This is a genomic window from Nocardioides sp. CCNWLW239, assembly GCF_037137035.1.
In the GTDB taxonomy this organism is placed as follows: domain Bacteria; phylum Actinomycetota; class Actinomycetes; order Propionibacteriales; family Nocardioidaceae; genus Nocardioides.
In genome coordinates this window covers 13,271-38,139 of sequence record NZ_JBBBNW010000001.1, presented here as the reverse complement: position 1 = coordinate 38,139, position 24,869 = coordinate 13,271, and the positions used below count along the sequence as shown (strand labels likewise).

Annotated in this window: 22 protein-coding genes; 11 read left to right on the top strand and 11 right to left on the bottom strand. The window is 70.6% G+C overall.

Going from position 1 to position 24,869, the window contains the following annotated elements; translation table 11 throughout:
- Window positions 1–107: 107 nt before the first annotated feature.
- Complete coding sequence (locus WBG06_RS00185) at window positions 108–845, bottom strand: hypothetical protein (RefSeq protein WP_336733930.1); 738 nt, start codon at window positions 843–845, stop codon at window positions 108–110.
- A gap of 92 nt (window positions 846–937) precedes the next feature.
- Here WBG06_RS00185 and WBG06_RS00180 point away from each other — a divergent pair, with 92 nt between their 5' ends.
- A complete protein-coding gene (locus WBG06_RS00180; RefSeq protein ID WP_336733928.1) occupies window positions 938–1,339 on the top strand; it encodes a TIGR03668 family PPOX class F420-dependent oxidoreductase in 402 nt (133 codons plus the stop codon).
- A 10-nt stretch (window positions 1,340–1,349) separates the two neighbouring features.
- On the opposite strand, the gene WBG06_RS00175 is transcribed toward WBG06_RS00180, so the two are convergent.
- Window positions 1,350–2,291, bottom strand: a complete 942-nt coding sequence (locus WBG06_RS00175) for a hypothetical protein (RefSeq protein ID WP_336733926.1) — start codon at window positions 2,289–2,291, stop codon at window positions 1,350–1,352.
- 128 nt (window positions 2,292–2,419) lie between these two features.
- Here WBG06_RS00175 and WBG06_RS00170 point away from each other — a divergent pair, with 128 nt between their 5' ends.
- The gene (locus WBG06_RS00170) at window positions 2,420–3,688 is read left to right on the top strand and encodes a PucR family transcriptional regulator (RefSeq protein ID WP_336733924.1); all 1,269 of its coding nucleotides are present in this window, start codon (window positions 2,420–2,422) and stop codon (window positions 3,686–3,688) included.
- 28 nt (window positions 3,689–3,716) lie between these two features.
- Here WBG06_RS00170 and WBG06_RS00165 read toward each other — a convergent pair whose 3' ends face one another.
- Complete coding sequence (locus WBG06_RS00165) at window positions 3,717–4,358, bottom strand: DUF1345 domain-containing protein (RefSeq protein ID WP_336733922.1); 642 nt, start codon at window positions 4,356–4,358, stop codon at window positions 3,717–3,719.
- 312 nt (window positions 4,359–4,670) lie between these two features.
- On the opposite strand from WBG06_RS00165, the gene WBG06_RS00160 reads away from it, so the two are divergent.
- Window positions 4,671–5,132 (top strand): CBS domain-containing protein, encoded by a 462-nt coding sequence (locus WBG06_RS00160; RefSeq protein ID WP_336733921.1) that lies wholly within the window; start codon window positions 4,671–4,673, stop codon window positions 5,130–5,132.
- A gap of 48 nt (window positions 5,133–5,180) precedes the next feature.
- Here WBG06_RS00160 and WBG06_RS00155 read toward each other — a convergent pair whose 3' ends face one another.
- Window positions 5,181–5,603, bottom strand: coding sequence for a thioesterase family protein (locus tag WBG06_RS00155; RefSeq protein WP_336733919.1), 423 nt, complete (start codon window positions 5,601–5,603; stop codon window positions 5,181–5,183).
- A gap of 209 nt (window positions 5,604–5,812) precedes the next feature.
- Between WBG06_RS00155 and WBG06_RS00150 the strand changes: the two genes are divergently transcribed.
- From WBG06_RS00150 to WBG06_RS00125, 6 genes are all read left to right on the top strand, one after another.
- Window positions 5,813–6,901 carry a cation diffusion facilitator family transporter gene (locus WBG06_RS00150; RefSeq protein ID WP_336733917.1) on the top strand — a complete coding sequence of 363 codons (1,089 nt, stop codon included), beginning with the start codon at window positions 5,813–5,815 and terminating at the stop codon, window positions 6,899–6,901.
- Between the two features lie 71 nt (window positions 6,902–6,972).
- On the top strand, window positions 6,973–8,025 hold the full coding sequence (locus WBG06_RS00145; protein ID WP_336733915.1) for a Dyp-type peroxidase: 1,053 nt from the start codon (window positions 6,973–6,975) through the stop codon (window positions 8,023–8,025).
- On the top strand, window positions 8,022–8,822 hold the full coding sequence (locus tag WBG06_RS00140; RefSeq protein ID WP_336733913.1) for a family 1 encapsulin nanocompartment shell protein: 801 nt from the start codon (window positions 8,022–8,024) through the stop codon (window positions 8,820–8,822). The genes WBG06_RS00145 and WBG06_RS00140 overlap by 4 nt, the downstream gene beginning before the upstream one ends.
- An 8-nt stretch (window positions 8,823–8,830) precedes the next feature.
- Window positions 8,831–10,102 (top strand): MFS transporter, encoded by a 1,272-nt coding sequence (locus tag WBG06_RS00135; protein WP_336733911.1) that lies wholly within the window; start codon window positions 8,831–8,833, stop codon window positions 10,100–10,102.
- On the top strand, window positions 10,090–10,917 hold the full coding sequence (fdhD, locus tag WBG06_RS00130; RefSeq protein WP_336733909.1) for a formate dehydrogenase accessory sulfurtransferase FdhD: 828 nt from the start codon (window positions 10,090–10,092) through the stop codon (window positions 10,915–10,917). Before WBG06_RS00135 ends, fdhD begins: the two co-directional genes overlap by 13 nt.
- Window positions 10,918–11,302: 385 nt before the next feature.
- Window positions 11,303–13,981, top strand: a complete 2,679-nt coding sequence (locus tag WBG06_RS00125; RefSeq protein WP_336733907.1) for a helix-turn-helix transcriptional regulator — start codon at window positions 11,303–11,305, stop codon at window positions 13,979–13,981.
- A 12-nt stretch (window positions 13,982–13,993) separates the two neighbouring features.
- Here the strand turns inward: WBG06_RS00125 and WBG06_RS00120 are convergent, their stop codons facing one another.
- Window positions 13,994–16,321, bottom strand: a complete 2,328-nt coding sequence (locus tag WBG06_RS00120) for an FdhF/YdeP family oxidoreductase (RefSeq protein ID WP_336733905.1) — start codon at window positions 16,319–16,321, stop codon at window positions 13,994–13,996.
- A 237-nt stretch (window positions 16,322–16,558) separates the two neighbouring features.
- On the opposite strand from WBG06_RS00120, the gene WBG06_RS00115 reads away from it, so the two are divergent.
- The gene (locus WBG06_RS00115; RefSeq protein ID WP_336733903.1) at window positions 16,559–17,701 is read left to right on the top strand and encodes a sterol desaturase family protein; all 1,143 of its coding nucleotides are present in this window, start codon (window positions 16,559–16,561) and stop codon (window positions 17,699–17,701) included.
- A gap of 9 nt (window positions 17,702–17,710) precedes the next feature.
- Here the strand turns inward: WBG06_RS00115 and WBG06_RS00110 are convergent, their stop codons facing one another.
- From WBG06_RS00110 to WBG06_RS00095, 4 genes are read right to left on the bottom strand one after another with little or no spacing between them, the layout of a single operon-like run.
- Window positions 17,711–18,211: a hypothetical protein gene (locus WBG06_RS00110; protein WP_336733901.1), complete on the bottom strand. Its 501-nt coding sequence runs from the start codon at window positions 18,209–18,211 to the stop codon at window positions 17,711–17,713.
- 13 nt (window positions 18,212–18,224) lie between these two features.
- Window positions 18,225–19,991 carry an alpha/beta hydrolase gene (locus WBG06_RS00105; protein WP_336733898.1) on the bottom strand — a complete coding sequence of 589 codons (1,767 nt, stop codon included), beginning with the start codon at window positions 19,989–19,991 and terminating at the stop codon, window positions 18,225–18,227.
- Window positions 19,988–20,296, bottom strand: a complete 309-nt coding sequence (locus WBG06_RS00100) for a hypothetical protein (protein ID WP_336733896.1) — start codon at window positions 20,294–20,296, stop codon at window positions 19,988–19,990. The genes WBG06_RS00105 and WBG06_RS00100 overlap by 4 nt, the downstream gene beginning before the upstream one ends.
- Complete coding sequence (locus WBG06_RS00095; RefSeq protein WP_336733894.1) at window positions 20,293–20,820, bottom strand: hypothetical protein; 528 nt, start codon at window positions 20,818–20,820, stop codon at window positions 20,293–20,295. The genes WBG06_RS00100 and WBG06_RS00095 overlap by 4 nt, the downstream gene beginning before the upstream one ends.
- Window positions 20,821–21,006: 186 nt before the next feature.
- On the opposite strand from WBG06_RS00095, the gene WBG06_RS00090 reads away from it, so the two are divergent.
- Window positions 21,007–21,681, top strand: a complete 675-nt coding sequence (locus WBG06_RS00090; RefSeq protein WP_336733892.1) for an HAD family hydrolase — start codon at window positions 21,007–21,009, stop codon at window positions 21,679–21,681.
- Here WBG06_RS00090 and WBG06_RS00085 read toward each other — a convergent pair.
- Together WBG06_RS00085 and WBG06_RS00080 are read right to left on the bottom strand one after the other, a co-directional pair.
- Window positions 21,678–23,357 carry an L-lactate permease gene (locus WBG06_RS00085; protein ID WP_336733890.1) on the bottom strand — a complete coding sequence of 560 codons (1,680 nt, stop codon included), beginning with the start codon at window positions 23,355–23,357 and terminating at the stop codon, window positions 21,678–21,680. The genes WBG06_RS00090 and WBG06_RS00085 overlap by 4 nt on opposite strands.
- Before the next feature lie 87 nt (window positions 23,358–23,444).
- Window positions 23,445–24,818: an FAD-binding oxidoreductase gene (locus tag WBG06_RS00080; protein WP_336733888.1), complete on the bottom strand. Its 1,374-nt coding sequence runs from the start codon at window positions 24,816–24,818 to the stop codon at window positions 23,445–23,447.
- Window positions 24,819–24,869 lie beyond the last annotated feature (51 nt).

Sequence of the window (24,869 nt, the reverse complement as noted above, 5' to 3'; positions counted from 1 at the left end):
GCTCGGTGCTGAACGAACATTCATTCAGGTTCGCGGCCCGAATGAACGTTCATTCGGGGCTTTGGAGCGAATGAACGTTCGTTCGGGGTGTCAGCGTGAACGAACGTTCATTCGTCGGGGAGAGAGTGCCCGCCGACAGAGCCATCGAGCCACGCCGGAGGTATCTGGCCGATGCTGGCGACGTTCCAGAAGGCCGTACGTCGCGTCAGGATCGTGACCAGGTGATAGCCATCCGGGTGGCGGATGAGCACCCCGGCCACCGGGTCCCGGTCGCGGTTCAGGCCGAGCGGGACCACGTGGGCCCAGGTGTCGGTGGCTGGATACCAGTAGGCGCCGACCGTCGCCGCGTCCCAGGAGCCGAGGGCGGCGTTGGCCTCCGCGACCGCCGGTCGCAGCCGCGCCAGGATCGCCGCGGGCTCCATGCCGGCGCGGTCGGCGTGGTCATACGCGATGTGGAGGCCGCCGACCGAGGTGATCCGCGCGCCCGGGTCGAATGCCGGCGGCACCCAGCTCTGCAGCGCCGTCCGGCACCGCTGGCAGTCCTCGTCACGGCTCCAGTCGACGAACTCGACGTCGTCGACGGCCAGGTCCTCGCCACGGCTGGTGACCAGGACGATCCTCAGCCCGTCGGCATCGCGCAGCGGCAACGGGTTGTGCTCCAAGCCGTCGCTGAAGTGGAGCAGAGCGGACTCCTCGTTGACCCCGATCCGGTGGACGACCGCGCTGCGCAGCCCTTGCAGCTGTGCTTTCGGTGACTCCTGGCGCAGCAGCGCCGGATCGACCAGGTCCGCGAGCCACTCGACCAGGTCGGCGGTCAGCAGCCGCTCGGCCTCAGTGGGCAGCACGGGAGTGGAGGTCGAGAGCCATGCGGACACCGTAGCCGTCGCCCTCGCCGACGCCTACGTCGAGGCAGCCGCGACACCGTTAGGCTCGAACTGTGCGACACGAGGAGCAATGGGTCCGTGACCGGTTCGCGGGAGCCCGGGTGGCTCGCCTGGCCACGGTCTCCGCCGCCGGTACGCCCCGGATCGTGCCGGTCGTGTTCGCCCTCGCCGACGACGCGATCCTCACCGCGGTCGACCACAAGCCGAAGTCGACGACCCGGCTGCGGCGGCTGGAGGACATCGCGGCGAATCCGGCGGTGTCGCTCCTGGTCGATGAGTACGCCGACGACTGGTCACAGCTGTGGTGGGCCCGCGCCGACGGGGTCGCCCGGGTGCACCCGACCTACGACATCGCTCCGCTGGTCGCGAAGTACACGGACTATCGAGCCCAGCCTCCGACCGGCCCGGTGATCGTCATCGAGGTCGCCCGATGGTCCGGGTGGTCGGCAGCCTGAGGTCGACGGATCAGCGTGACTGGCGGCGGAACGGCCGCAGGATCTCCCCACTGGCCGACGGACCGCGCGACCGCATCGGCGGAGGCATCGGGGGAGCCACGGGCGGACGCATCGGGGCTGCGGCTCCGGCCCAGGGGCTGCGTACGTCCAGGACGGTCGCCCACTGCGACGCGGTCGGGCGGAGCCCGGGAGGACCGGCGGCCTGGTCCATCAGCCGGGTGAGCGGGCCGACCAGGATGCCGGCCTCGCCGGCGAAGGAGAGGTCCGGCCGAAGAGCAGGAGCGGCGTTGCGGTCCCCGGTCAGCACGCGGGCGATCGCAAGAGCCAGCTTGAACCGGTCGCTGTCGGCGGTCGGCGCACGCCCGGCGTTGGTGGGGTCCTCCCAGCCTCGGGTGTCGGCAGGCGGCAGCACGCCGTCCTCGCCGGCCGGTCGGATCCCGTCGCAGTCGAGCAACATCACCCGGGGGACCGGCGAGACGGACCACGCGATGTTGCGCGGCGAGAGATCGCCGAGGACGAGTCCCTGACGGTGCAGTGCGTCCATCGCCGCGGCCAGCGCCCGCATCAGCAGCACCCGCTCGTAGATCCCTGGCTGCTGGACGTCGCCCGTGTTCACGAGCAGCCCGAGCTCGGCCAGCGACGTCGTCGGGCCGAACCCGGCCAGGAACGGCTCGTGCACGCGTTGCATCAAGAAGCCCGCCGTACGCAGCCCGTCGAGCACCACCGTGTGCGGCCAGGCGGCGAAGTGGTCCACCTGCAGACCCTCGCTCTCGACGAGCCCACGGATGCGCACCAGCTCCGCCAGGGCCCGGCCGTCCACCAGGCCCAGCTCGCGGGTGCGGTAGAGCTTCGCGACCGTCCCGGGGTGGTCGGCCAGCTCGATGATCCGGCCTTGGGAGCCCTGGGCCAGATGGCGTCCCAGGGTCAGGTCGCTGAGCTGGATTTCGTTCACGGAACCTCCGGCCCCAGTCGTAGGTAGGCAGATCGTACGTGGCTTCGCGATCGCGTGCCGAGTCGACGGCTCAACTGGCGGCACCGTTCTGGTGACAGGATGGGTCCGGGACCGACCAAGGGGGACGTGTGACACGACAGGACGGACGGCTTCAGCTCGCGGCCTGGGCCGAGAAGAACATCAGCCGGCTCGCCGATGACGCCTGCGCCCACGTCGCCGAGAGGATCGCGACCTACTACCGCGACCGGGAGAGCGGCCTGGTCTCCCTCGACGAGCTGCGACAGTCCTTCGCCCACAATCTCCGCGCCGTGGTCGCCGCGATCGGCGACCCGCACGCCCAGCTCGACCTGGGCGCCTCCGAGCGCACCGGGCGGCGGCGAGCGAAGCAGGGAGTGCCGCTCCCGGAGGTGCTGCGGGCCTACCGGATCTGCTTCGCCGCGCTCTGGGACGGCCTGGTCGAGCACGCTCAGCGCACCCGCCAGCCGTCGCTGATCGATGCCCTGATCGCCACCGCCGGTGTCATCTGGCGCTTCACCGACGAGCATGCCGTCGTCCTGACCGAGGCTTACCGGGCGACCACCGCAGAGCTGATGCTCGCCGAGCAGCGGCGCCGCTCAGCCGTCGTCGAGGCGGTGCTCACCGGACGTCCCGGGCCGGAGTCGGGCCCGTGGGAGGCGGCGGCGCTGCTGGGCTTCCCGGCGGACGCGCTGCTGATCGTGGTCGCCGCCGAGACCCACGGGCTCGCGAAGGAGAGCCTGGTCAACGTCGAGCAGCGTCTCGCCGAGAAGGGGTTCGTCTCCGGGTGGCGGCTGACTCCCGCACAGCAGCTCGGCATCGTCTCGTTCCACGAGGAGCGTGAGCAGGAGATGCTGGAGACGCTGCGCGGCTACGCCAGCGCCCGCACCGGCGTGAGCCCGCCCTATGCGTCGCTGCCGGAGACGCCACGTGCGCTGCGTCTGGCACGAGCCGCGCTGGCCGGGCTCGAGCCGGGTCAGGCAGGCCTGCGCACCTTCGACCACAGTCCGCTGGCCGCCCTCGTCGTCTACGAGCCCGCCGAGGGCCGCCGACTGGCCGAGAACGTGCTGGGGGAGGTGTTGCGGCAGCCGGCCGAGGACCGTGAGCTGCTGCTGGAGACCCTCGACATGTACCTGGAGCAGTCCGGCTCCGCCGAGCGCGCCGCCACGCTGCTCTACTGCCACCCCAACACGGTCCGCAACCGGTTGCGCCGGATCCAGGAGCTGACCGGTCGCTCGCTCACCGAGCCCATGCACGTCGCAGAGCTCGCGGCGGCCGCCTACGCCTTACGGATGGCCTCGGCGACGGCGCTGTGGTCCTCGCACCCGCGCAGGCTGCCCGGGGGCACGCTGGTCCACCAGCCTCCTGAGGAGAGCCACTGATCCCGGCCGGCTGACCGATCGGGCCGGATCAGCCGACCGCGATGCCGGCGACCAGGTTGATCGTGCTCGCCAGCACCACCGCACCGAAGACGTAGGACAGCAGGGTGTGCCGGAGCACGACGGCGCGGATCCCCGAGCTGGTCACGTCGGTGTCCGAGACCTGGTAGGTCATCCCGAGGTTGTAGCTGAAGTAGAAGAAGTCGCGGTAGGACGGCTTCTCCTCGGAGTTGAAGTCGATGCCGCCGACGGCGCCGGCGTAGTAGAGGTGCGCGTAGCGCGCGGCGTACATCAGGTGCAGGCTCGCCCATGCCAGGAAGACGCCGACGAGCGCGATCGCCGCGGCGACGCGGCCCTGGGAGGAGTTGCCGACAACCAGCAGCATCACGATCCCGAGCAGCCCGCAGAGCGAGATGGCGACCACGACGAGCTCCTCTGCGGCGGGCCGGAAGTCCTCGCGGCGCGTGGTGGCGCGGGTCGTGTCGGCGTCCAAGGGCCAGAGCGCGAGCCAGCCGGTGGTGACGAACACCGCGTGGATCACCGCAACCCCGAGGAGGGTGCCGATCTGCGGGTCGACGAGGAGCACACCGGCCGCCGCCGCCACCGCCCCGGCCACCAGGGATGCGACCAGCCGGACCCAGGCCGCCGAGGTGAGACGTACCTGGGAGCTCATCGTCGATACCCGTCCTCGATCACGGCAGCAGGTTAACTCCGCGCTGACACCGGACGGCGTCGCCACGGAAGGTGTCCGGGGTGTCGAGGTGGGGCCGCACAGCGGTCGGTGTGCGGCCCGACAACCATCGGCGTACGCCATGGAACGGGCCGAGCCTTGAGGACTAGAACGACGGGAGGGACGGACGACAGGTTCGAAAGGGAGGCATGTGTTGGCCAGAGCGGGCCGAGATCCAGAAAGGCCTGCAGTCGTGAGCGAGACGATGCGCGGACACGACGTGACGGAGAGGAGTTGACTGGGACAATGGGGCCCATGGAAGCCATGGTCACGACCACCGAGGTCGAGTTCGGCGGCGGTCGTCTGGCGTGCGCGCCGGGCGAGGCCACCGTGGCTGATGCCATGATCCACCGGCCGAAGCTGCTCCCGGCGTCGGCGACCGTACGCGACGTGCACGATTTCTTCCGCAACGACCACGTCCACGCGGCGCTGGTGGCCGACGGCGACATGCTGCTGACGGTCATCGGTCGCGACGACCTCTCCGCAGAAAGCGGCGACCGGCCGGCGGCTGAGCTCGGCGCGCTCCTGGGCCGGACCGTCGAGGTGGGGGCGGACCTGTGGTCCACCTGGGCGGCGATGACGGACGCCCGGCGCCGTCGGCTGGCCGTGGTCGACGACGGCGGTCGGTGCGTCGGTCTCCTGTGCCTGAAGCGGAGTCAGCTGGGCTTCTGCTGCGACGCCGGGGTCTGGGCTCGGGCCCGGGCGCGGCTCGCCTGACACCTACCTGAATGCTCCGCCCGAGGCCGACGCGCTCGACGCGGACGTCTACGCGGTGGAGCGTCTCTGAAGCCGGGCCAGGAAGCGGCTCCGGTCGACGACCGCGCGGGTGATCGCGCCACTGCCGACCACCTCGCCCGTGGCCGCGTCGACCCCGACGACCGAGAACGTGACCAGGCTCGACTCCACCTCGGTGACGACCGCGGTCGCGACGATGCGTGCCCCGACCGGCGAGGGTGCCTTGTGATCGACGGCCACCCTGACCCCGACGGAGGTTCGGCCGGGGTCCAGGACGGCGGCCGCGACGGCGCAGGTCGCGGCCTCCATCCACGCGATCAGGCGAGGAGTGCCGAGCACCTCCAGATCGCCGGATCCCTGGACCAGGGCGGTGTCGGCCTCGGTCACGGTGAACTCGAGGACCTGCGCCTGTCCCAGGTCGAACCCGTCCTGCTGGGGATGCTCGTGCGCCACCGCCGGTCTCCCTCCGTGTCACGGCCAGACCCAGCGTACGACCGCCCTCGGCCATCATGCAGCCCGCGACGGCCTCCGGATGCAGGTCCGGCCGCGAACTGTCGGCCGTCACCGTTGGTGCTGTCGTCGCGCCCAAACCTCGGTCGGCCGCGCGGGTCACGTGGGCGGGTCGACACCGGGAACGTCGCCGGCGACCTAGGGTCGTGACCATGGACAGGACCGGCCCGCCAGACGATTCCACCGACCGGTCGCGTGAGCCCGAGGCCGGCCGCAACGAGAGCGCGCTGACCCTGATCATCGCGTTCGGCGCCAACTTCCTCATCGCCGTCGCCAAGACGGTGGCTGCTGCCCTGACCGGCTCGGCGTCGATGGCCGCCGAGGCGGCGCACTCCTGGGCCGACACCGGCAACGAGGTCTTCCTCCTCGTCGGGGCGCGCCGGGCCGAGATCGCGCCGGACGAGCGGCATCCACTGGGGTACGGGCGGGTGGCGTACGTCTGGTCGATGTTCGCCGCCTTCGGTCTCTTCACCGTCGGTGCCGCGGTCTCGGTCTGGCACGGCATCCAGTCGTTGGGGGAGGCGGGGGAGGAGACCGCCGACTACCGCTGGGCCTACGCGGTGCTGGCGATCTCCCTCGTCCTGGAGGGGACCTCCTTCCTGCAGGCCTGGCGCGAGACCCGTGCCGGTGCTCGGACCCGGCGGGTGCACCCGCTGCGCTACGTACGCCTGACCTCGAACCCGATGCTGCGAGCCGTCTTCGCTGAGGATCTCGCCGCCATCGTCGGCATCCTCATCGCCGCTGCCGGGGTGGGGCTGCACCAGCTGACCGGAGACCCGGTCTGGGATGCGGTCGGCTCGATCCTCGTCGGGATCCTCCTCGGCGTGGTCGCGCTCTTCCTGATCAGTCGCAACATCGACTTCCTGACGGGTGAGGAGATCACGCCGCTGGCCCGCAACCGGGTGCTCCAGGCGCTGCGCGACCACGCGGACGTGCAGAGCGTGAGCTATCTGCGCACCGAGTGGATCGGCGCCGACCGGATCTACCTGGTCGCCGCGATCGATCTCGTGGGCGACGCCCCCGAGTCACAGGTCGCGACCCGGCTCGCCGCCATCTCTGGCGCGCTCGAGGAGCGTCCGGAGATCCAGCGGGCGGTGCTGACGCTGAGCCGGCCCGGCGACGCCACCGAGCTGCGGCCCGACGAGCTGCCGGGCTGGTACCGCCGGGAGGTCGAGGACGACTCGTTGGGGGGCCGGACAACGAGACCTATCGTCCCGGACAGGGAAGGCCCGGAAGGGTGAGCGAGAGGCCTCGTCATGGTTATTGTCGGTGATGACGCCGTGACCGTGACGCGAGAAGGCAGGAGACCCAGGTGACGCCTCTGGACCGGGCACAGGACGTACTAGGACCACCCGCGAAGGCGGCCATCTTCCTCACCGTGACGGTCAGGGAGGGCAAGGAGCAGGAAGCGCGCGACGCGCTCGCCGACGTCGCCGGGGTCACCCGCGCGATCGGCTTCCGCATCCCCGAGGCAGCGCTCAGCTGTGTGGTCGGCATCGGCGCGGAGGCCTGGGACCGGCTCTACGCCGCCCCGCGCCCCGACGGGCTGCACCCGTTCCGGCCGCTCGCCGGGGAGAAGCACGTCGCCGTCTCCACCCCCGGCGATCTGCTCTTCCACGTCCGTGCCGGTCGCCCCGACCTGTGCTTCGAGCTCGGCCGCCAGCTGATGGTGCTCTTCGACGGGCTGGTCGACGCCGTCGACGAGGTCCACGGCTTCCGTTACTGGGACGAGCGCGACCTGCTGGGCTTCGTCGACGGCACCGAGAGCCCGACGGCGGCGGCAGAGTCAGGCCTGGCCGCGCTGGTCGGCTTCGACGGGGCCGACCCCGACGAGACGTACGCCGGGGCCAGCTACGTCATCGTCCAGAAGTATCTCCACGACCTGACCGCGTGGGACCGGCTCACGGTCGAGGAGCAGGAGCTGGTCGTCGGCCGCAGGAAGCTCAGCGACATCGAGCTGCCCGACTCGGTCAAGCCCGACGACTCCCACGTCGCACTCAACACCATCACCGACCCCGACGGCACCGAGCGGGCCATCGTGCGCGACAACATGCCGTTCGGCGCGGTCGGGACGGGCGAGTTCGGGACGTACTTCATCGGCTACGCCGCCGATCCGGGCGTGACCGAGGAGATGCTGCGCAACATGTTCCTGGGCCGCGTCCCCGGCCGGCACGACCGCATCCTCGACTTCTCGACGGCGGTCACCGGGTGCCTGTTCTTCGTCCCGCCCGCGGCCTTTCTCGAGGACGCCGAGCCGTTCCTCGCCCGCACCCCATCATCCGAGGAACCGGCGACGGTGGTCGTCGATGGCTCGCTCCGTATCGGCAGCCTGGCGCACAGCGCCGGAAGGAGTGAACACGCATGAGGAACCTTCACCGGGAGCTCGCCCCGATCTCGGAGTCCGCCTGGGGGCAGATCGAGGAGGAGGCACGGCGTACGTTCAAGCGGCTGATCGCCGGTCGCCGCGTCGTCGACGTGGTCGGCCCCTCGGGCAGCGAGCTGGCGGCCGTCGGCACCGGCCACCTCACCCCGCTCGAGTCGCCTGCCGACGCGGTGATCGCGCGCCAGCGGCAGGCCCAGCTCCTCATCGAGCTGCGTGCCCCGTTCCGGGTCACCCGGGCGGCCGTTGACGACGTCGAGCGGGGCTCCCAGGACTCCGACTGGCAGCCGGTCAAGGACGCCGCCACCGCGATCGCGCAGGCCGAGGACCAGACGATCTTCCACGGCTCCGCGGCGGCCGGGATCTCCGGCATCGCCCCGGCCAGCTCCAACGCCCCGGTGCCGCTGCCGTCCGACCCCCGACAGGTCCCCGACGCGGTCGCCAAGGCGGTCAGCGCGCTGCGCCTGGCCGGTGTCGACGGCCCCTACGACCTGCTGCTGTCCGCGGAGGCCTACACGGCCGTCTCGGAGACGACGGATCACGGCTACCCGATCCTGCACCACCTGTCCCGGCTCCTCGACGGCGAGATCGTCTGGGCACCGGCGCTCCGGGGAGCGCTGCTGGTCTCGACCCGTGGCGGCGACCACGAGCTGCATCTCGGCATGGACCTGTCCATCGGCTACTCCTCCCACGACGCCGAGGGCATCGAGCTCTACCTCGAGGAGTCGCTGACGTTCTTCGCCTACACGGCGGAGGCCAGCGTTCCGCTACCGATCGATTGAGAAGGACGGTGACCGCGGTGAGCGCGATCGGCGGGGGCCCGAGCGCGACCGCCGCGTCGACGGGCTCGCGCGCCGACCGCGTCCTGGTCGCGGCCGCATTGGTGGCGGCCGGGTGGGGCGCCAACCAGTTCACGCCGCTCTCGGTGGTCTATCGGCTCGAGGCGGGCTGGTCGACGATGTCGGTCGTGCTGGTGTTCACCACCTATCTGGCCGGGCTGGTCCCGGCGCTGCTCCTCGGCTGCCGCGCCGCCGACCGGTTCGGCCACCGTCGGGTCGTACGCAGCGCCCTGGCCGTGACGGTCGCCGGAAGCCTCCTGCTGACCCTGGCCGAGGTCTCAGGTGGGGCCGTCTTCGCCAGCCGCCTGGCGACCGGGGTCGCGGCCGGGCTGATCGTCTCGGCCGGCGCCGCCTGGCTTCGTGCCCTCTCGCCAGGACAGGACCGCGGCGCCCGCTTCGGGGTGTACGCCACCGGTGCCGGTTTCGCCCTCGGGCCGCTGCTCGCGGGCACCCTCGCCGCCTGGCTCCCGGCCCCGGCGGTGGTGCCGTGCCTGGTGCACGGCGGCTTCGCGCTGCTGGTGCTCGTGCTCACGGCCCGCATTCCGGAGATGTGCTCGATCCCCGGGCCACCGCCCGCCGCACCCGCCGGCGATCGCTGGTCGGCCATCACCCACCCGCGGTTCGTGGGGATCGTGCTGCCGGCCAGCCCGGCGATCTTCGCGGCGGTCACCGTCTCCTACGTCGTCCTCCCACCGTTCGTCCTCGACCGGGTCCGCGACCAGGCGCCGCTGTTCAGCGGCGTGGTCGCGGCGCTCACGCTGCTGGTCGGGCTGGCGGTGCAGCCACTGGCCGCCCGGATCGACCGCCCCGGCAGCGCCCGCGCCACTCTCGTCGCCATGGCCACCGTGGTCGTCGGGCTCCTCGTGGGGGCCCTCGCCATCGAGGCGGTCTCGCCGCTGCTGGTTCTCGCCGCAGCCGTCTTCCTCGGCGCCGGCTACGGCCTGACCCTGGAGTCCGGGCTGGCCGAGATCGGCCGGCTGGCGCCGCCGGGCGCACTGCCGACGGTGTCGGCGCTGTTCCAGGGCGTGGCCCACAGCGGCTTCCTCGCCCCGTTGCTGCTGGCGGTCATGGCCAGGTCCGCCTCGTATCCTGAGCTTCTCGGGGGCCTGGCCCTGATCGGCTTCATACTGCTCATCGGTGCGGCCGTGCACGCGGCCAGGCACGCCCACCAGGATCCGGCACGACCCGACCCCACACCACAGGAGCTGACATGGGACGAGTGACAGTTGGACGGCCCGTGCTGAGGGTCCGCGACGGCGTCATCTCACGACGGCCGGACAAGCTGGCCGCGGAGGAGCCGATGGAGATCCGGGTCAACGGACGCCCGCTGACCGTCACGATGCGCACACCCGGCGGCGACTTCGACCTGGCCGTCGGCTTCCTGGTCAGCGAGGGGGTCGTGCACTCCGCCGACGACGTCGCGAGCGTCCGCTACTGCGCCGGGGCGACTGCCGACGGCGGCAACACCTACAACGTGGTCGACGTCGGCCTGGCCGCCCACGTCCCGCCGCCCGACGCCTCCCTGGAGCGCAGCTTCTACACGACCTCCTCGTGCGGCCTGTGCGGGAAGGCGTCCCTCGAGGCGGTGCGTACGTCCTCGGCCTGGTCGGTGGCCGAGGACACCTTGCGCGTGACGCCCGAGCTCCTGACCGTCCTGCCGGAGCGACTGCGGGAGGCACAGCGCGTCTTCGACAGCACCGGTGGGCTGCACGCCGCGGGCCTCTTCGACGCCGAGGGCAACCTGCTCTGCATCCGCGAGGACGTCGGCCGCCACAACGCCGTCGACAAGGTGATCGGGCACGCGCTGCGCGAGGGCCTGGTGCCGCTGCGCTCCAGCATCCTGATGGTGAGCGGCCGGGCCTCATTCGAGCTCGTCCAGAAGGCCGTGATGGCCGGCATCCCGCTGCTCGCAGCCGTCTCGGCCCCGTCCTCGCTCGCCGTCGACCTGGCCGATGACAACGGCCTCACCCTGGTCGGCTTCCTGCGCGGGACCTCGATGAACATCTACTCCGGCGCGGAGCGCCTGAAGGGCGCATGACGGCAGTCGCGCGCCGGTGAGCGTTCGAGCTCGATTTCCTGCATCCTCGCGCGGTCGTTGTGGCACCCTGTGCCCCGGACGTACGTCCCTGAGAACCGAGGATGTGGATGAGCGGGAGCAGGCGCGGGGGTGCGGATGCCGGGCTCGCCACCCCGGCGCACCGGGTCGTGTCCCCGACGCTCCTGGGCCGTTCGGCCGAGCTGCAGCGGCTCGTGGCCGGTGTCGTGGCCGTGCCGGCGGTGGCCGTCGTCGAGGGTGAGGCCGGCGTCGGCAAGTCGCGCCTGCTCGCCGAGCTGCCAGTCCTGGTCTGGCCGGGCGTCACGTCCTGGTCGGGGGATGTCGGCCCATCCGGGACCCGTTCCCGTTGGGCCCGGTCGTCGAGGCGATGCGCGAGATCGGCCCGCTGCTGTCCGGACGCACGCTGTCCCCGGTCGCGGGCGCGGTGCGTCCGCTCATCCCCGAGCTGAAAGGCGTGCTGCCCGCTCAGCCGTTGCCGCTCGACGACCGCGGCGCCGAACGGCACCAGCTCTTCCGCGGTCTGGTGGAGATCCTGGACGCACTCGGTCCCGCCGTGCTGATCCTCGAAGACCTGCACTGGACCGACGAGCAGACCGTCGACTTCCTCCGCTACCTCCTCAGCGGGCCACCCTCGGGGCTGGCCGTCGTGCTGAGCTATCGCGGCGAGGAGGCGACGGTCGAGCTCCGTGGTCTGACCGCGAGCCTCGACCGGAGGGTCGCGGTGACCCGCGTGCTGCTGGACCCGTTCGACGCGGACCTGACCGGGCAGCTCGCCGCCGCGATCTTGGGGACCGACACGGTGTCGAGCGCGTTCGCGACGTACCTCGCCGAGCGGAGCTCCGGACTGCCCCTGGCCGTGGAGGAGCTGCTCGCGCTGATGCGGGCGCGCGGCACCCTCGTCCTGAGGGAGGAAGGCGGGTGGGCCCGCCGTGCGCTCGACGATCTGGGCGTGCCGAGCGGCATCCGGGACTCGGTTCTGGAACGGGTCGGACGACTCTCGGAGCCGGCGCGCCGCGTCGTGGAGGTGGCGGCCACGCTCCAGACCCCGGTGCCGGTCCCGGCGCTGCTGGGGGCGATCCCAGACCCGGAGGCCGGGTCGGCAGGCGTCGCCGAGGCCCTCGGTTCCGGGCTGCTCACCGAGTTCGACGGCCGTATCGGCATGCGCCACGCCCTCGCCGCGCAGGCGGTCTGCGAAGGACTCGACGTGCTGCGTCGCCAGGAGATGCACGACCTCGCGGCCGGCGTGCTCCGGCGGACGGATCCCGTCCCGCTCGGCCAGCTGGCTCATCATCTGCTGCACGCTGCCCGCTACGAGGACTGGGTGCGGGTCGCCGAGCAGGCCGCCGACCAGGCGATCGAGATCGGCAACGAGGACGAGGCCGCCAATCTGCTCGAGGACGTGCTCGCCCGCACCGATCTGGATGCCGAGACCCGGGGGCGGATCGCGGTGAAGCTCGGCCGCGCCGCCCTCGAGGCCGCCCGTCCGGTGCGCGTCATCCCGCTGCTGACCGAGGTGCTCGAGGGGACCGACCTCCCGGCACCCCTGCGCGGCGAGCTGCGCTTCTGGCTCGCGATGCTGATGTATCTCACCGGGGCGGACGAGCAGCAGACCGGGCTGTTCACCCAGGCGGTCGAGGACCTCGCGGACCGGCCCGACCTGCGCGCCTGGGCGATGGTGAACCTGGGCATGCCGGTCGTGCCCGGCGTACCTCTGGCGGAGCACCTGGCCTGGCTCGGCCGCGCGCAGCCGGCGCTGGATGCCGTCCAGGACCGCAGCCTCGCGGTCTTCCTGCTCGGGAAGGTCGGCATGGTGCGCACCGCGGTCGGCGACCGGGCCTGGCGCGAGACCTATGACCGGATCCTCGAGCTGACCGGTGGACGCCCACGGGGGCGCCGCGAGGTGTCGGCGTTCGACTCGATCAGCGCAGACGCGGTCATCGTGGGGCACCACACGCTGGCCACCGGTCTGGTGCGCGCCGCGCTGGCGGGTGCGGCCGAGCTGGAGAGCCGCCGGCCGGTGCTGTACGCCCGCTCGCACCAGGCGCTGGTCGACTACTGCACGGGGACGTGGCGAGACCTCGACCAGCACGAGCTCCTGGCGCTGGCCGAGGAGCAGCGCGACGTCCTCGACATCGTGCTGACCCTCCACATCGTCGCTGGTTCCCTGGCGCTCGTCCGCGGTGAGCTCGACGAAGCCCGCCGGCTGCTCGGCGACGCTCTCGCGGCGGCTCACCGCCGTGGCGGGTCCGCCGACCTGGTCCCGCTCCCGGCCTCGGCGCTGATCCGGCTGCACCTCGCCGAGGGAGACCCGGCAGCCGCGGAGGCGGAGGCCGCCCGGACCATCGCGCTGCTGGAGGCGGACCAGATCTGGCCGCCGGCCGCGCGGGCGCTGCCTGCCCTGGTCGACGCGCTGAGCGCGGCCGGCAACCTCGCCGGGGCCGCGGAGCTGACGGCGCGCTTCGGCGCGCGGGTGCGGGATCTCGACGCCCCGTTCGCGGGGGCCGCGCTGCCCCATGCCCAGGGTGTGCTGGCGGCCGCGGACGGCCGGCTGGAGGACGCAGCCGGCCTCTTCGACGCCGCCGCCGGAAGGTACGCCGCCCTGCCTTCGCCCTACGACGCGGCCCAGGCGCACGAGCAGGCCGCACGCTGCCTGCTCGAAGCAGGAACCGGCGACGGCGCCGGGCGGCTGAGGGCCGCCATCGCGGCGTACGAGGCTCTGGGTGCCCGCTGGGACCGTGACCGGGCCGCCAACCTGGCCCGCGCGCACGGCGTCGGGCTGCCCTCGCCGCACCGCCGCGGCTCCCGTGGGTACGGCACCCAGCTGTCGCCTCGGGAGAGCGAGGTCGCCCGGCTGGCCGGAGCGGGGCAGCGCAACCAGGAGATCGCCGACCGGCTGTTCATCTCGATCAACACGGTCAAGAAGCATCTGGCCGCCGCGATGCGCAAGCTCGAGGTGGGATCTCGCACCGAGCTGATCCGGCTGATGACCCATCATCCTGCCGCCGGTCCGGCTGGGTCGCCGGACGACGGCCGGTCCCTGCGGTGACGCCTGGCGGACCTATGCCTCAGGGGAGGACGGGGTCACCCGGACCTTCACGTTCTTCATCAGCGGCTGGTCGCTCTGGACGCTGTAGTCGGCGGCGCCGATGAGCACGTTCATCTCCGGCATGTAGCCCGCGGCGCTGCCGCGGGGGAGGTCGTAGCGCAGCGCGCGGTAGCCGCGCAGCTCGCGGACGCTGCCGTCCTTCGAGGTCGCGATGATGTCGACCAGGGAGCCCTCGGCGATCCCGCGCGAGCGCATGTCGTCCTCGTGCATCAGGATCAACGTACGCAGGTTCTTGACGCCTCGGTAACGGTCGTCGTCGGAGTAGATCGTGGTGTTCCACTGGTCGTGCGAGCGCATCGTCTGGAGCACGAGCACGTCGTCGTCGGCCGGGATCACATCCGGCAGCGGGGTTGCGGCGAACTCCGCCCGCCCCGACGGCGTGTGGAAGACCAGCTCCCGGGCGGGCTGCTTGAGCCGGAAGCCAAGCGGGAGACGGACCCGGCGGTTGAAGTCCTCGAAGCCGATCAACGCCTTGGCCATCACGTCGCGGATCCGGTCATAGTCCTCCACCCACGACTCCCACGGGGTGGCGCTGTCGGGCAGGGTCGCCCGCGCCATCCCGGCGATGATCGCGGGCTCGGAGAGCAGGTGGGGTGAGGCGGGACGCTTCATCCCACGGGAGAGGTGGACCATGCTCATCGAGTCCTCGACGGAGGTCTCCTGGAGGCCGCCGGCCTGGTGGTCCTTCTCGGTGCGGCCCAGGCAGGGGAGGATCAGCGCCGTGCGGCCGTGGACCAGGTGGCTGCGGTTGAGCTTGGTGCTCACCTGGACGGTCAGGTCGCAGTTGCGCAGGCCGCTGGAGGTGTAGGGCGTGTCGGGGGCGGCCATGACGAAGTTGCCGCCCATGCCGACGAACACCGTGACCCGGCCGTCGTTCATCGCCCTGATCGTCCCGACGGTATCGAGCCCGTGCTCGCGCGGCGGGGTGATGCCGCAGACCTCGCCGAGCCGGTCGAGAAAGGCGTCGGTGGGCTTGTGGTCGATGCCGCAGGTGCGGTTGCCCTGGACGTTGCTGTGGCCGCGCACGGGGGAGGGGCCGGCGCCCTCGCGACCGAGGTTGCCGCGCAGCAGGAGCACGTTGACGATCTCGCGCACCGTGTCGACGCCGTGCTCGTGCTGGGTCACGCCGAGACACCAGCTGATCAGCGTACGGTCGGAGGCGGAGTAGACGGCTGCGGCCTTGCGGATGTCGGCCTCGCTCAGCCCGGCCTGATGGGTGAGGTCGGCCCACGAGGTCGACTCGACCAGGTCCCGGTAGGCCTCGAAGCCCGTGGTGTAGCGCTCGATGAACTCGACGTCGAGCGCCTTCGGGTCGGTGCGGTGCTCCTCCAGGAGCGCCTTGGCCATTCCACGCAGCAGGGCGAGGTCGCCGCCAGGCCTGACCTGGAGGTTGAGGGTGCTGGTGCGGGTGGCCTTGACGAGCGCCATGTCGACGAACTCGTGCGGGATGATCGCCTTGCGGGCGGCCGCCTCGACCAGCGGGTTGATGTGCACGATCTGGGCGCCGCGGTCATAGGCCTCGGTCAGCGCGGTGAGCATCCGGGGCGCGTTGGAGGCGGCGTTGACGCCGAGGATGAAGAGCGCCTCGGCGGTCTCCCAGTCCTCGAGGTCCGCGGTTCCCTTGCCGGTGCCGAGCGCCGCCTGGAGCGCACGCCCGGAGGCCTCGTGACACATGTTGGAGCAGTCGGGCAGGTTGTTGGTGCCGAGCTCACGCGCCCAGAGCTGGTAGAGGAAGGTGGCCTCGTTGCCGAGCCTGCCGGAGGTGTAGAACGCCGCTTCGTCGGGCGACTCGAGGGCGCGCAGCGTCTCTCCGACCAGCGCGAACGCGTCGGCCCAGGAGATGGGCACGTAGCGGTCGGTCGCCTCGTCGTAGACCATCGGCTCGGTCAGTCGCCCCTGGTCCTCGAGCTCGAAGTCGGACCAGGTCTCCAGCTCGGAGACGGTGTGGGCGGCGAAGAAGTCGCGGTCCACCCGCTTGCTCGTCATCTCCCAGACGACGTGTTTCATCCCGTTCTCGCACAGGTCGAGCTTGAGACCCTTCAGGTCGTCCGGCCAGGCGCACCCGGGACAGTCGAACCCGTCGTTCTCGTGGTTCATCTTGAACATCGCCCGGGTCCCGGAGGCGATGGCGTGCTCGCGGGAGAGCACCTTCATGACCGAGGTCGCCGCGCCCCAGCCGGCTGCGGGATGGTGGTAGTCCTTCTGTGACCACTTCCCTGTGGGCACGGAACCCTCTCCGCCCTGTGGGGCCTGGATATCAGGGGTGTCCTGGTCAACCATCGTGAGAGCTCCCTGCACTAGTCGTGAATGCTCACTGAGGCGCCGCCTGTGTCGCCGTCATCGACGCTATCCCTGTCTGTCCCGTGTCGCGAGCAGCGGCGCGGCGCCTGGGAAGAACGTGTCGGCGGCGACAGCCCGATCGGTGGGCATCGACAATCCATCCCGTGACGCCAGCCACAGCCACGATTGAGTACGTGGGCTCAGGCCGAGCCGGTGGAAGCCCGCAAGACTTCTGTCATGCCCGAGACCGTCACGCGCCGTCCGCGCCTCCCGCTGCTTCGCCACCACCTGCTTGCTCCTGCCACATCCTGCTTCCTGGGTGTCCTGAGCCTGGCCACGGTGCTCTGCTTCCACTTCCCGGAGCTGCTGACCACCCGCGAGTTCCGAGCCGTCTACACCGAGGACTTCGCCCGTACGCTGCTGCTGGTCGGTCTGGCGGCGGCGTTCTTCGCGGGCACGATCGCGGTGCTTCGCGACCAGCACAAGCGCCTGGCTCTCACCGGTGTCGGCACGGCGACCGTGGCCGTGCTGCTCGGCGGCACCGAAGTGCCGTTCGACGGCACGGTGGCGGACACGCCGTTCTCGCTCGGCCTCGACTGGTTCGTGCTCGCGCTCTTCTTCTCGGCACTGGTCTTCATCCCGCTTGAGCACGCTTTCGCCCGCCGTCCGGTGCCGGTCTTCCGGCCCGGCTGGCGCACCGATGCCTGCTACTTCTTCATGAGCCACGTGCTCGTCCAGCTCATCCTCATCCTGGTGACCACCTCGACGTCACTGGTGGTGTCGGCGGTGCAGGTGCCGAGCGTGCAGGCCTGGATCCTGGAGCTGCCGTTCGTGGTGGCGTTCCTGCTCGCGGTCTTCCTCGCCGACCTCGCCCAGGCGGTGCTGCACCGCTGCTACCACCGGATCATGGTGCTGTGGCGCTTCCACGCGGTGCACCACTCCAGCCCCGAGCTCGACTGGCTGGCCGGCTCCCGCGTGCACTTCGTCGAGACCGTGCTGACCCGCAGCATCGTGCTGCTCCCGCTGCTGTTCCTCGGCTTCTCGACCTCGGTCGTCAACGCGTACGCGGTGCTGGTCGGCATCCAGGCGGTCGTCGCCCACGCCAACCTCGGCATCCGGTTCGGCTTCCTCGAGTACCTGATCGTGCTCCCGCGCTACCACCACTGGCACCACGCCCGGCACCTCGACTACTGGGACCGCAACTACGCGATCCACCTGCCGGTGATCGACATGCTGATGGGCTCCTTCAAGCTGCCTCGCGACGGCAGCTGGCCAGAGGAGTACGGCGTCCTCAAGCGCGAGACGGTCCCGGTCGGGATCGTCGCTCAGCACGTCGCCCCGTTCCTCGGCCAGCGGACCTTCGACGAGTACGTCCGCTGACCGTGGCGATCAGGAGGGCTCGATCGGCTCGGGCTCTTCGGACATGGACGTGGCCCATCCGTCTGGTCCGGTGATGCATTCGCCGCGGATGCTCATGGTGACGACCTCGGGCGTGAGCTTCTCGACCTGCACCGTGAGGAGCAGGTCGTCCTGCTCGAGCTGAGCCCACGGCGGCTGCGACATCTGCTTGCTCGTCGTCCAGCCGTTGCTGCTCAACGCTTCGGTGATGGCCGTGACGGTCGCGGCAGGAGTGGTGCCGGCAGCCGGCGTGACCGTGGCGGAGGCGAGGTACTCCACCCCTTGGGTCTCGAGGCCGCACAGGTTCCAGCGGCCATCTCCTGCCACCTTCGACGCGTGCTCACCGGCCGTGGTGAGTGCTGAGCCGAAGGTGCGGTGGATCGCTTCGCGTTGAGCCTCTGCGTCTCCGTCGGGGTCCGAGGATGTTCCGGAGCACCCGAGAAGCATCAACGGTGTGACGGCGAGGAGAGACAGGGCGAGGAGTCGTTTCATCAATTTCCCAAGGTCAGGTGGCATCGGGGCCGGTGTCGGATCGTCCGGGCTCGTTCGCTGTGGGGTCGCGGTCCCATTCGGGGTCGACCGCTCCGCTGTACCACGGGTCGTACGACTGTTCAGCCTTCTCGACGTCGTCGCCGTGGCCGTCGACGATCTTGCCGATGTTGTAGAGGGATTCGGTGTCATCGTCAAGGTAGGACCCGTGCGCGTCGCCGAAGTTCGGCAGGCTGCTGCGGTCGACGTCCTCGGCCTCGAAACGGGTCGCACCGAAGTCTTCGGAGGACGGATCGGTTCCGAGGCCGACAGGGCCCTTGCCGACCCACCCCTCGTCGCCGAGCATCGCTACGCCGTCTCGGCTGTCGCGTCCCACGTAGACGTGTCCGGAGCCCACGGAGAGCTCGTCCGCGTTCTCGGCGGGCCCGGCGCCGGGGCTGCCGATGAGGACGACGTCGTCGGCCGCGAAGTCGTCCTCGGAGGCGGCGTACGCGGTGGTGGTGGAGCCATAGCTGTGACCGATGGCGGTGAGGTGGGGGTCGTCCGGGCGCGATGCTCGCAGGCCGTCGAGGGCGTCGGAGAGACGGCGCCCACCGTCCTCGGCACGACCCTCGGTCAGGGTGGCCGGGTCGGTCGGCCCGCTCGGCGCGTCGTAGCCGAGCCAGAACATGGCGGCGACGCTGGAGCCGTCGCCGTTGTAGCGGGCCGATTCGTACACGTTGGTCATCTTGTCGGTGTAGAAGTCGGTGTCGGTCATCTCGGACTTGATGCCCGGCGTGAACACGGCGACGTCGTCGGCCGTGTCCATGTCACCGACGGCGACCGCGACGCGCCCGTCGCCGTCGAAGGCGGTCGGGTCGTAGAGCCAGAGCGTGCCGCCCGGCTTCTCGCCGGTGGTGGGGTCGACGTAGTTCTCGGCACGCTGGAGACCGTCGCGGGCAGCGCGTGCGTTGGCGAGCTGCTTCTTCTCGTCGGCCGTCAGAGCGCCGTCGGCCTCCTTGTCTCCCAACGTCGCAAGGTCGTCGTCCAGCAGGATCCTGTTGGCGTCGTCGCGTGCGCTCGCAGGCAGCCCGTCCGCGGAGCCGATGGTCTCGGGGTACGCCGCCGTGACGGCCGCACGCTCCTCCGCGGAGAGACCGTCCCACCAGGCCTTGACCTCTTCCGGTGTCGACCCGCTCCCCGGTGCGCCGGGCCTGTTCATGGCGTCGGTCGCGTCCTGGGTGGCACCGCCGGTGGCGGAGAGCGCGCCCTTGAGCCCCTTCGCCGAGGCGAAGGACTGGCGCAGCTGGTCCTCGTTGTCGGTGACGCGGCGGCACCAGGAGTCGTGATCGGTGATCAGGTCGCGGTATCGGGCGGTGAGGTCTCTTGCGCGGGCCTGCAGGTCAGCGATCGCGGACTCGCTCGGGTCTTCTGCGGCCTCGATGTCAGCGAGAAGACCGGTTCGGTCCGCGTCCAGGCGTTGTTTGCGGTCGCGGAGGTCGTCGCGGTCTCGCTTCAACGTCTGAAGCGTGTCGGCGTAGTAGGTCACCGCGCGGGCGACACGGCGTACGGACTGGTGCATCGCCTCGTGCTCGGGTCCGGCGCTGCCCGCTGCGTCTCGGTAGGCCTCGTACGCATAGCCCTTCCACCCCGAGATCAGGCGCCCGTCACTCGCCCGTTCACCGAATGCCTCGAACGGCGTCGCCGCCTTGTACAGACCGGCGGCGAGAGCCTCAGCGCCTCCAGGGTCGCCATGGAGCTCGGCGATCTGCGGCTCGGAGGCAGGGACGGCGATCGTTGTCATCGGGTCGGCCCGAGGTGTCCGTCGAGGCGGTCCAGCCAGGACTTCGAGACCTGGTCGGCATCGTTGATGTGGTCCGCGGTCGTGCTGATCGCGTCCGCGAAGCCGGAGGCGATGTCGGCGCTCTCGTGCGCGTAGCCGGACCACGCTTCCATGAAGGAGGAGGCGACGTGCTGCACCGAGGGGGCGAGCCCCGACACCGAGAGGCCAGCGAGCTCCTTGGACGTCTTCTCCATCTCATCGGCCTGCTCGCTCCATGCAGTGCTCGCCGAACGCATCTGGTTGTATTCGATCCCGGTCACGCTCATGACTCGTCACCTCGGCTCGAGTCGAGAGCCGTGGGCGCCTCCCCGGCGACCGACCTCAGGCGGAGTACGAGCCGTTGCCGGTCCGGGACCGCCAACAGCAGCACGTCCTGTCGAGCCGGACCACGCCCGATGTGGCCGGCGACCCGGGGCATCCCCGTCGGGGGCACGGCGACGGTCCAGCCTCGTTCCCGGAGCCATGCCGATGCTGCCGTCAGCCGCTCGCGGGCGTCGGAGTCCGTGATCCCGTCCAGCGTCCAGATCCGCTCGCGTCGAGCGAGGTCGTGCCCAGGGAGCTTCGACCAGCTGACGTGCGGGGTCGGGGCCTCGCGTTCGCCCAGCAGCTGGGCGGCGCTGCGCTCGGAGAGCGCGTCCGGTCGAACGGTGGCGACCTCGGCAGCCGAACGTTCCGGTGGTGCCTCGGCAGGAAGCACGATCAGATCGGCATCGGGATGACGTCGCCTGACCGTGGCCCAGAACGGGTCCAGCCTCTGTTCGTCATCGCGCACGACATCGGTGCTACGCATCTACTCAACCCCCCGGACGGTAAATCGCGCGTTCCGTCGAGTATGTACGAAATCGATCGAGATCGCCCGCACAAGCCCGTGTCGGGATGAGAACAGCGCCCTTCTCCGCCGGACTGGTCAATTCTCGAGACGCCGCTGGGCACGCCGGATGACCTCTGGGCGCCGTGGTTTGGGAGAGTGGCGCACATGGATGAGCACATCGCGGTTTCGGGAGAGCAATCTGCCCTGAAGGCCGTCCTGTGGGACATGGACGGCACCCTGGTCGACACCGAGCCCTACTGGATCGCGGCGGAGTACGCGATCGCGGAGCGGTTCGGGGCGACCTGGTCCGAGGAGCAGGCGATGGAGCTGGTCGGCAACGCGCTGATCGACTCGGCGCGCTTGGTCAAAGCGGGGATGGGCCTCCCGCACGAGCCCGAGGAGATCGTCGAGATGCTTCTCGACGGCGTGGTGGAGCAGGTCGAGCGCGAGATCCCGTGGCGACCGGGCGCGCGCGAGCTGCTCACCGACCTGTTCGAGCGGGGCGTGCCGTGCGCCCTGGTGACGATGTCGTACGCCCGGTTCGTGGGCCCCATCCTCAAAGAGCTCCCCGAGGGCACGTTCAAGGTGATCGTCACCGGTGACATGGTCCGCAACGGCAAGCCCCACCCCGAGCCCTACCTCACCGCGGCGGCGGCCCTCGGCGTCGCCGCCGAGGACACCATCGCGGTGGAGGACTCCAACACCGGCGCCCGCTCCGCCGAGGCCGCCGGCTGCACCGTCCTCGTCGTCGAGAACCACGTCCCGGTGGCCCCCGGCGGGCGCCGGGTCTTCCGCGACACGCTCGAGGGGATGACGTACGGAGACCTGGCCGCCCTCTAGGGCACCATCCAGCCCAGGATCGGTGTCGCCTGGAGGCCTACCAGGGCACACATGAACACGAGCATCAGCAGGCTCCAGCCGAGCACCTTCCGGAAGATCTCGCCCTCCTTGCCCGCCATGCCGACCGCGGCCGCGGCGATGGCGAGGTTCTGCGGGCTGACCATCTTGCCGAGCACCCCTCCCGAGGAGTTGGCGGCGGCCATCAGCGTCGGGTCGAGCCCGGCAGCGGTGGCGGCCTTGACCTGGAGCGCGCCGAAGAGTGTGTTGGCGGAGGTGTCCGAGCCGGTCACCGCGACGCCGATCCAGCCCAGGATCGGGGAGATGATGGCGAACGCCTTCCCGGTCTGCGCGAGCAGCTCTCCCAGCGACCCCGTCTGACCTGACAGGTTCATCACGTAGGCCAGACCGAGCACGGCCATCACGGTGATGATGGCCGACCTCAGCTCGACATAGGTCCTGGCGTACGTCCTGAGGGCGGTGGTCGGCGAGACCCTCAGGATGAGGGCCGTGATGATGCCGGCGAAGACCAGCAGGGTTCCGGCGGCCGGCAGCCAGGCGAAGCCGAACGTCATGAAACCCGACGGAGTGCCGTCGGGGTTGGCGACGTCGAGCCCGGGCCACTGGAAGCTCAGCGTCCATGGCGACTGCGCGAGTGCCTCCTTGACGGCAGAGATGTTGGTGAACGCGAAGATCGCGATGATGACCAGGTAGGGGGCGTACGCCTTGACGACCTCGGCCCTGCTGTCACGGACCTGCGGCGACCCGTTGCCGGTCGCGGTGAGGACGGCGGATGAGCCCGCCGAGCCGACCGTGGTGCCTGCGCCGGCCGAGGTGGCGGTCGCGGTGATCTGCTCCTGCGGCTGCCACACGCGCAGCAGCCCGACGACCGCGGCGGTCGCCACCAGCGAGGCGACGATGTCGGCGAGAGGGACCGAGATGTAGTTGGCGGCGACGAACTGCGCGAGGCCGAAGGCGATACCGCAGACCAGCGCGACCGGCCAGGTCTGGCGCAGACCGCGCCGACCGTCGACGACGAGCACGAGGATCAGCGGAACGAAGACCGCGAGGACGGGAGTCTGGCGACCGACCATCGCACCGAGCGTCTCGGCGTCGATCCCGGAGGTCTTCTCCAGCCCGGCGATCGGCGAGGCCATGGCGCCGAAGGCGACCGGGGCGGTGTTGGCGATCAGGGCGACCGTGGCGGCCTTGATGGGCTTGAAACCGACCGCCATCAGCATCACCACGGTGATCGCGACCGGTGTGCCGAAGCCGGCGAGGGCCTCCAGGAGGGCGCCGAAGCAGAACGCGATGATGAGGGCCTGGATGCGCTGGTCCTCGCTGATGGACCCGAACGAACGTTTCAGGACCTCGAAGTGGCCGGTGGCGACCGTCAGGTTGTAGATCCAGATCGCGTTGACGACGATCCACATGATCGGGAAGAAGCCGAAGGTCGCGCCTTCCGCGCCTGCCAAGACCGCTTGGCCGGCCGGCATCTTGAAGAAGGTGACGGCGACGAGCAGGGCGACGACGAGCGAGATGAGACCCGCCTGCCAGGCCTTCATCTTCAGGCCGCCGAGAAGGACGAAGAGAGTGAGCAGCGGAATCGCGGCGCACAGAGCGCTCAGGGCGAGTGATCCGCCGACAGGGTCGAGGTCTTGCTGGAACGTCTGGAACATGGCGTACTCCCGGGAGGTGTGGCGCTTCGGTTCGTTTCACGTACGAGCTGTGGGGGTGTTCCGTGATTCGCTGGGCGCGACACCGGGTCAGAAGATGACGCCGGGGTTCAAGATCCCGTCGGGGTCCAGCGCCCGTTTGATCCGCCGGTTGAGCTCCATCGCCTCCTCTCCGAGCTGGTCGGGCAACCAGGCCTTCTTCAGCCGCCCGACCCCGTGCTCGCCGGTGATGGTGCCGCCGAGGCCGATCGCCAGCTCCATCACCTCGCCGTACGCAGCGCGGGCACGTTCTGTCTGCTCGACATCGATGGGGTCGAAGACGATGAGCGGGTGCGTGTTGCCGTCGCCGGCATGGGCGACGACCGCGATGTCGACGTCGCGTCTTGCCGAGATCGCAGCGATCCCCTCGACCAGATCGCTGAGCTGGGGGATCGGGACACCCACGTCCTCCAGCAGCAGGGATCCCCGGCGCTCGAGCGCCGGGATGGCGGCGCGGCGGGCCGCGACGAAGGCCTCTCCCTCCTGGGGATCGTCGGTGTGGAACACCTCGCTGGCACGGTGGCGTGCACAGATGTCGCTGATCGCCTCGAGCTCGGCGAGCGCGAACTCGGCGGGCTCGTCGGACTGGATGACCAGCAGAGCGGCAGCCGAGCGATCCAGGCCCATCCGGGTCATGTCCTCGACCGCGTTGATCGAGGCCCGGTCCATGAACTCCAGCATCGAGGGACGCATCGTGCGGGTCATCTCGCAGACCGCACCGGTGGCGTCGGTCAGCGAGCCGAACGTCGCCACGAGGGTGGACGGCGGCCGCTGGGTGGGCAGCAGGCGCAGCACGACCTCGGTCACGATGCCCAGGGTGCCCTCGCTGCCGACGAACAGCTTGGTGAGCGAGAGCCCGGCGACGTCCTTGATGCGCGGCCCGCCCAGCTCGACCGCGGTCCCGTCCGCGAGCACAACGGTCATCCCGAGCACGTAGTCGGTGGTCACGCCGTACTTCACGCAGCACAGCCCGCCGGCGTTGGTGGCGATGTTGCCGCCGATGGAGCAGATCTCGAAGGAGGAGGGATCGGGGGGATACCACAGCCCGTGCTCGGCGGCGGCTGCCTTCACCTCGGCGTTGAACAGACCGGGCTGTGCTCGGCAGGTGCGGGTGAGGGGGTCGACCTCGATCCGGCGCATCCGCTCGGTCGAGATCACCACACACCCGTCGGCAGCGGTGGAACCGCCCGACAGGCTCGTGCCGGCGCCTCGGGTCACGACCGGGACCCGGTGTCGGGCGGCGAGCCGCATCACGGTTTGGATGTCCTCGGTGGAGGAGGCCCGGACCACGGCGAGCGGCATGCCTGCCGTCGGGTCGTTGGCTCGGTCCCAGCGATAGCCGGCCATCCGGTCGGGATCGGTGAGCACCGCGTCCGGCGCCATGGTGGGGGAGAGATTCTCGAGCTCAGCGACAAGACCAGGCATCGTGATCTTTCATTTAGCGGAACATGTGTTCCACGTCACAATGGAGGTCGG

Bases quoted from the DNA above. Each gene is read 5' to 3' on its own strand.
- WBG06_RS00085 (WP_336733890.1), bottom strand. From the start codon at position 23,357: ATGTTCCAGACGTTCCAGCAAGACCTCGACCCTGTCGGCGGATCACTC.
- WBG06_RS00150 (WP_336733917.1), top strand. From the start codon at position 5,813: ATGGACAGGACCGGCCCGCCAGACGATTCCACCGACCGGTCGCGTGAG.
- WBG06_RS00095 (WP_336733894.1), bottom strand. From the start codon at position 20,820: ATGCGTAGCACCGATGTCGTGCGCGATGACGAACAGAGGCTGGACCCG.
- fdhD (WP_336733909.1), top strand. From the start codon at position 10,090: ATGGGACGAGTGACAGTTGGACGGCCCGTGCTGAGGGTCCGCGACGGC.
- WBG06_RS00090 (WP_336733892.1), top strand. From the start codon at position 21,007: ATGGATGAGCACATCGCGGTTTCGGGAGAGCAATCTGCCCTGAAGGCC.
- WBG06_RS00160 (WP_336733921.1), top strand. From the start codon at position 4,671: ATGGAAGCCATGGTCACGACCACCGAGGTCGAGTTCGGCGGCGGTCGT.
- WBG06_RS00120 (WP_336733905.1), bottom strand. From the start codon at position 16,321: ATGGTTGACCAGGACACCCCTGATATCCAGGCCCCACAGGGCGGAGAG.
- WBG06_RS00110 (WP_336733901.1), bottom strand. From the start codon at position 18,211: ATGAAACGACTCCTCGCCCTGTCTCTCCTCGCCGTCACACCGTTGATG.
- WBG06_RS00080 (WP_336733888.1), bottom strand. From the start codon at position 24,818: ATGCCTGGTCTTGTCGCTGAGCTCGAGAATCTCTCCCCCACCATGGCG.
- WBG06_RS00115 (WP_336733903.1), top strand. From the start codon at position 16,559: ATGCCCGAGACCGTCACGCGCCGTCCGCGCCTCCCGCTGCTTCGCCAC.
- WBG06_RS00100 (WP_336733896.1), bottom strand. From the start codon at position 20,296: ATGAGCGTGACCGGGATCGAATACAACCAGATGCGTTCGGCGAGCACT.
- WBG06_RS00125 (WP_336733907.1), top strand. From the start codon at position 11,303: ATGCGCGAGATCGGCCCGCTGCTGTCCGGACGCACGCTGTCCCCGGTC.
- WBG06_RS00105 (WP_336733898.1), bottom strand. From the start codon at position 19,991: ATGACAACGATCGCCGTCCCTGCCTCCGAGCCGCAGATCGCCGAGCTC.
- WBG06_RS00165 (WP_336733922.1), bottom strand. From the start codon at position 4,358: ATGAGCTCCCAGGTACGTCTCACCTCGGCGGCCTGGGTCCGGCTGGTC.
- WBG06_RS00140 (WP_336733913.1), top strand. From the start codon at position 8,022: ATGAGGAACCTTCACCGGGAGCTCGCCCCGATCTCGGAGTCCGCCTGG.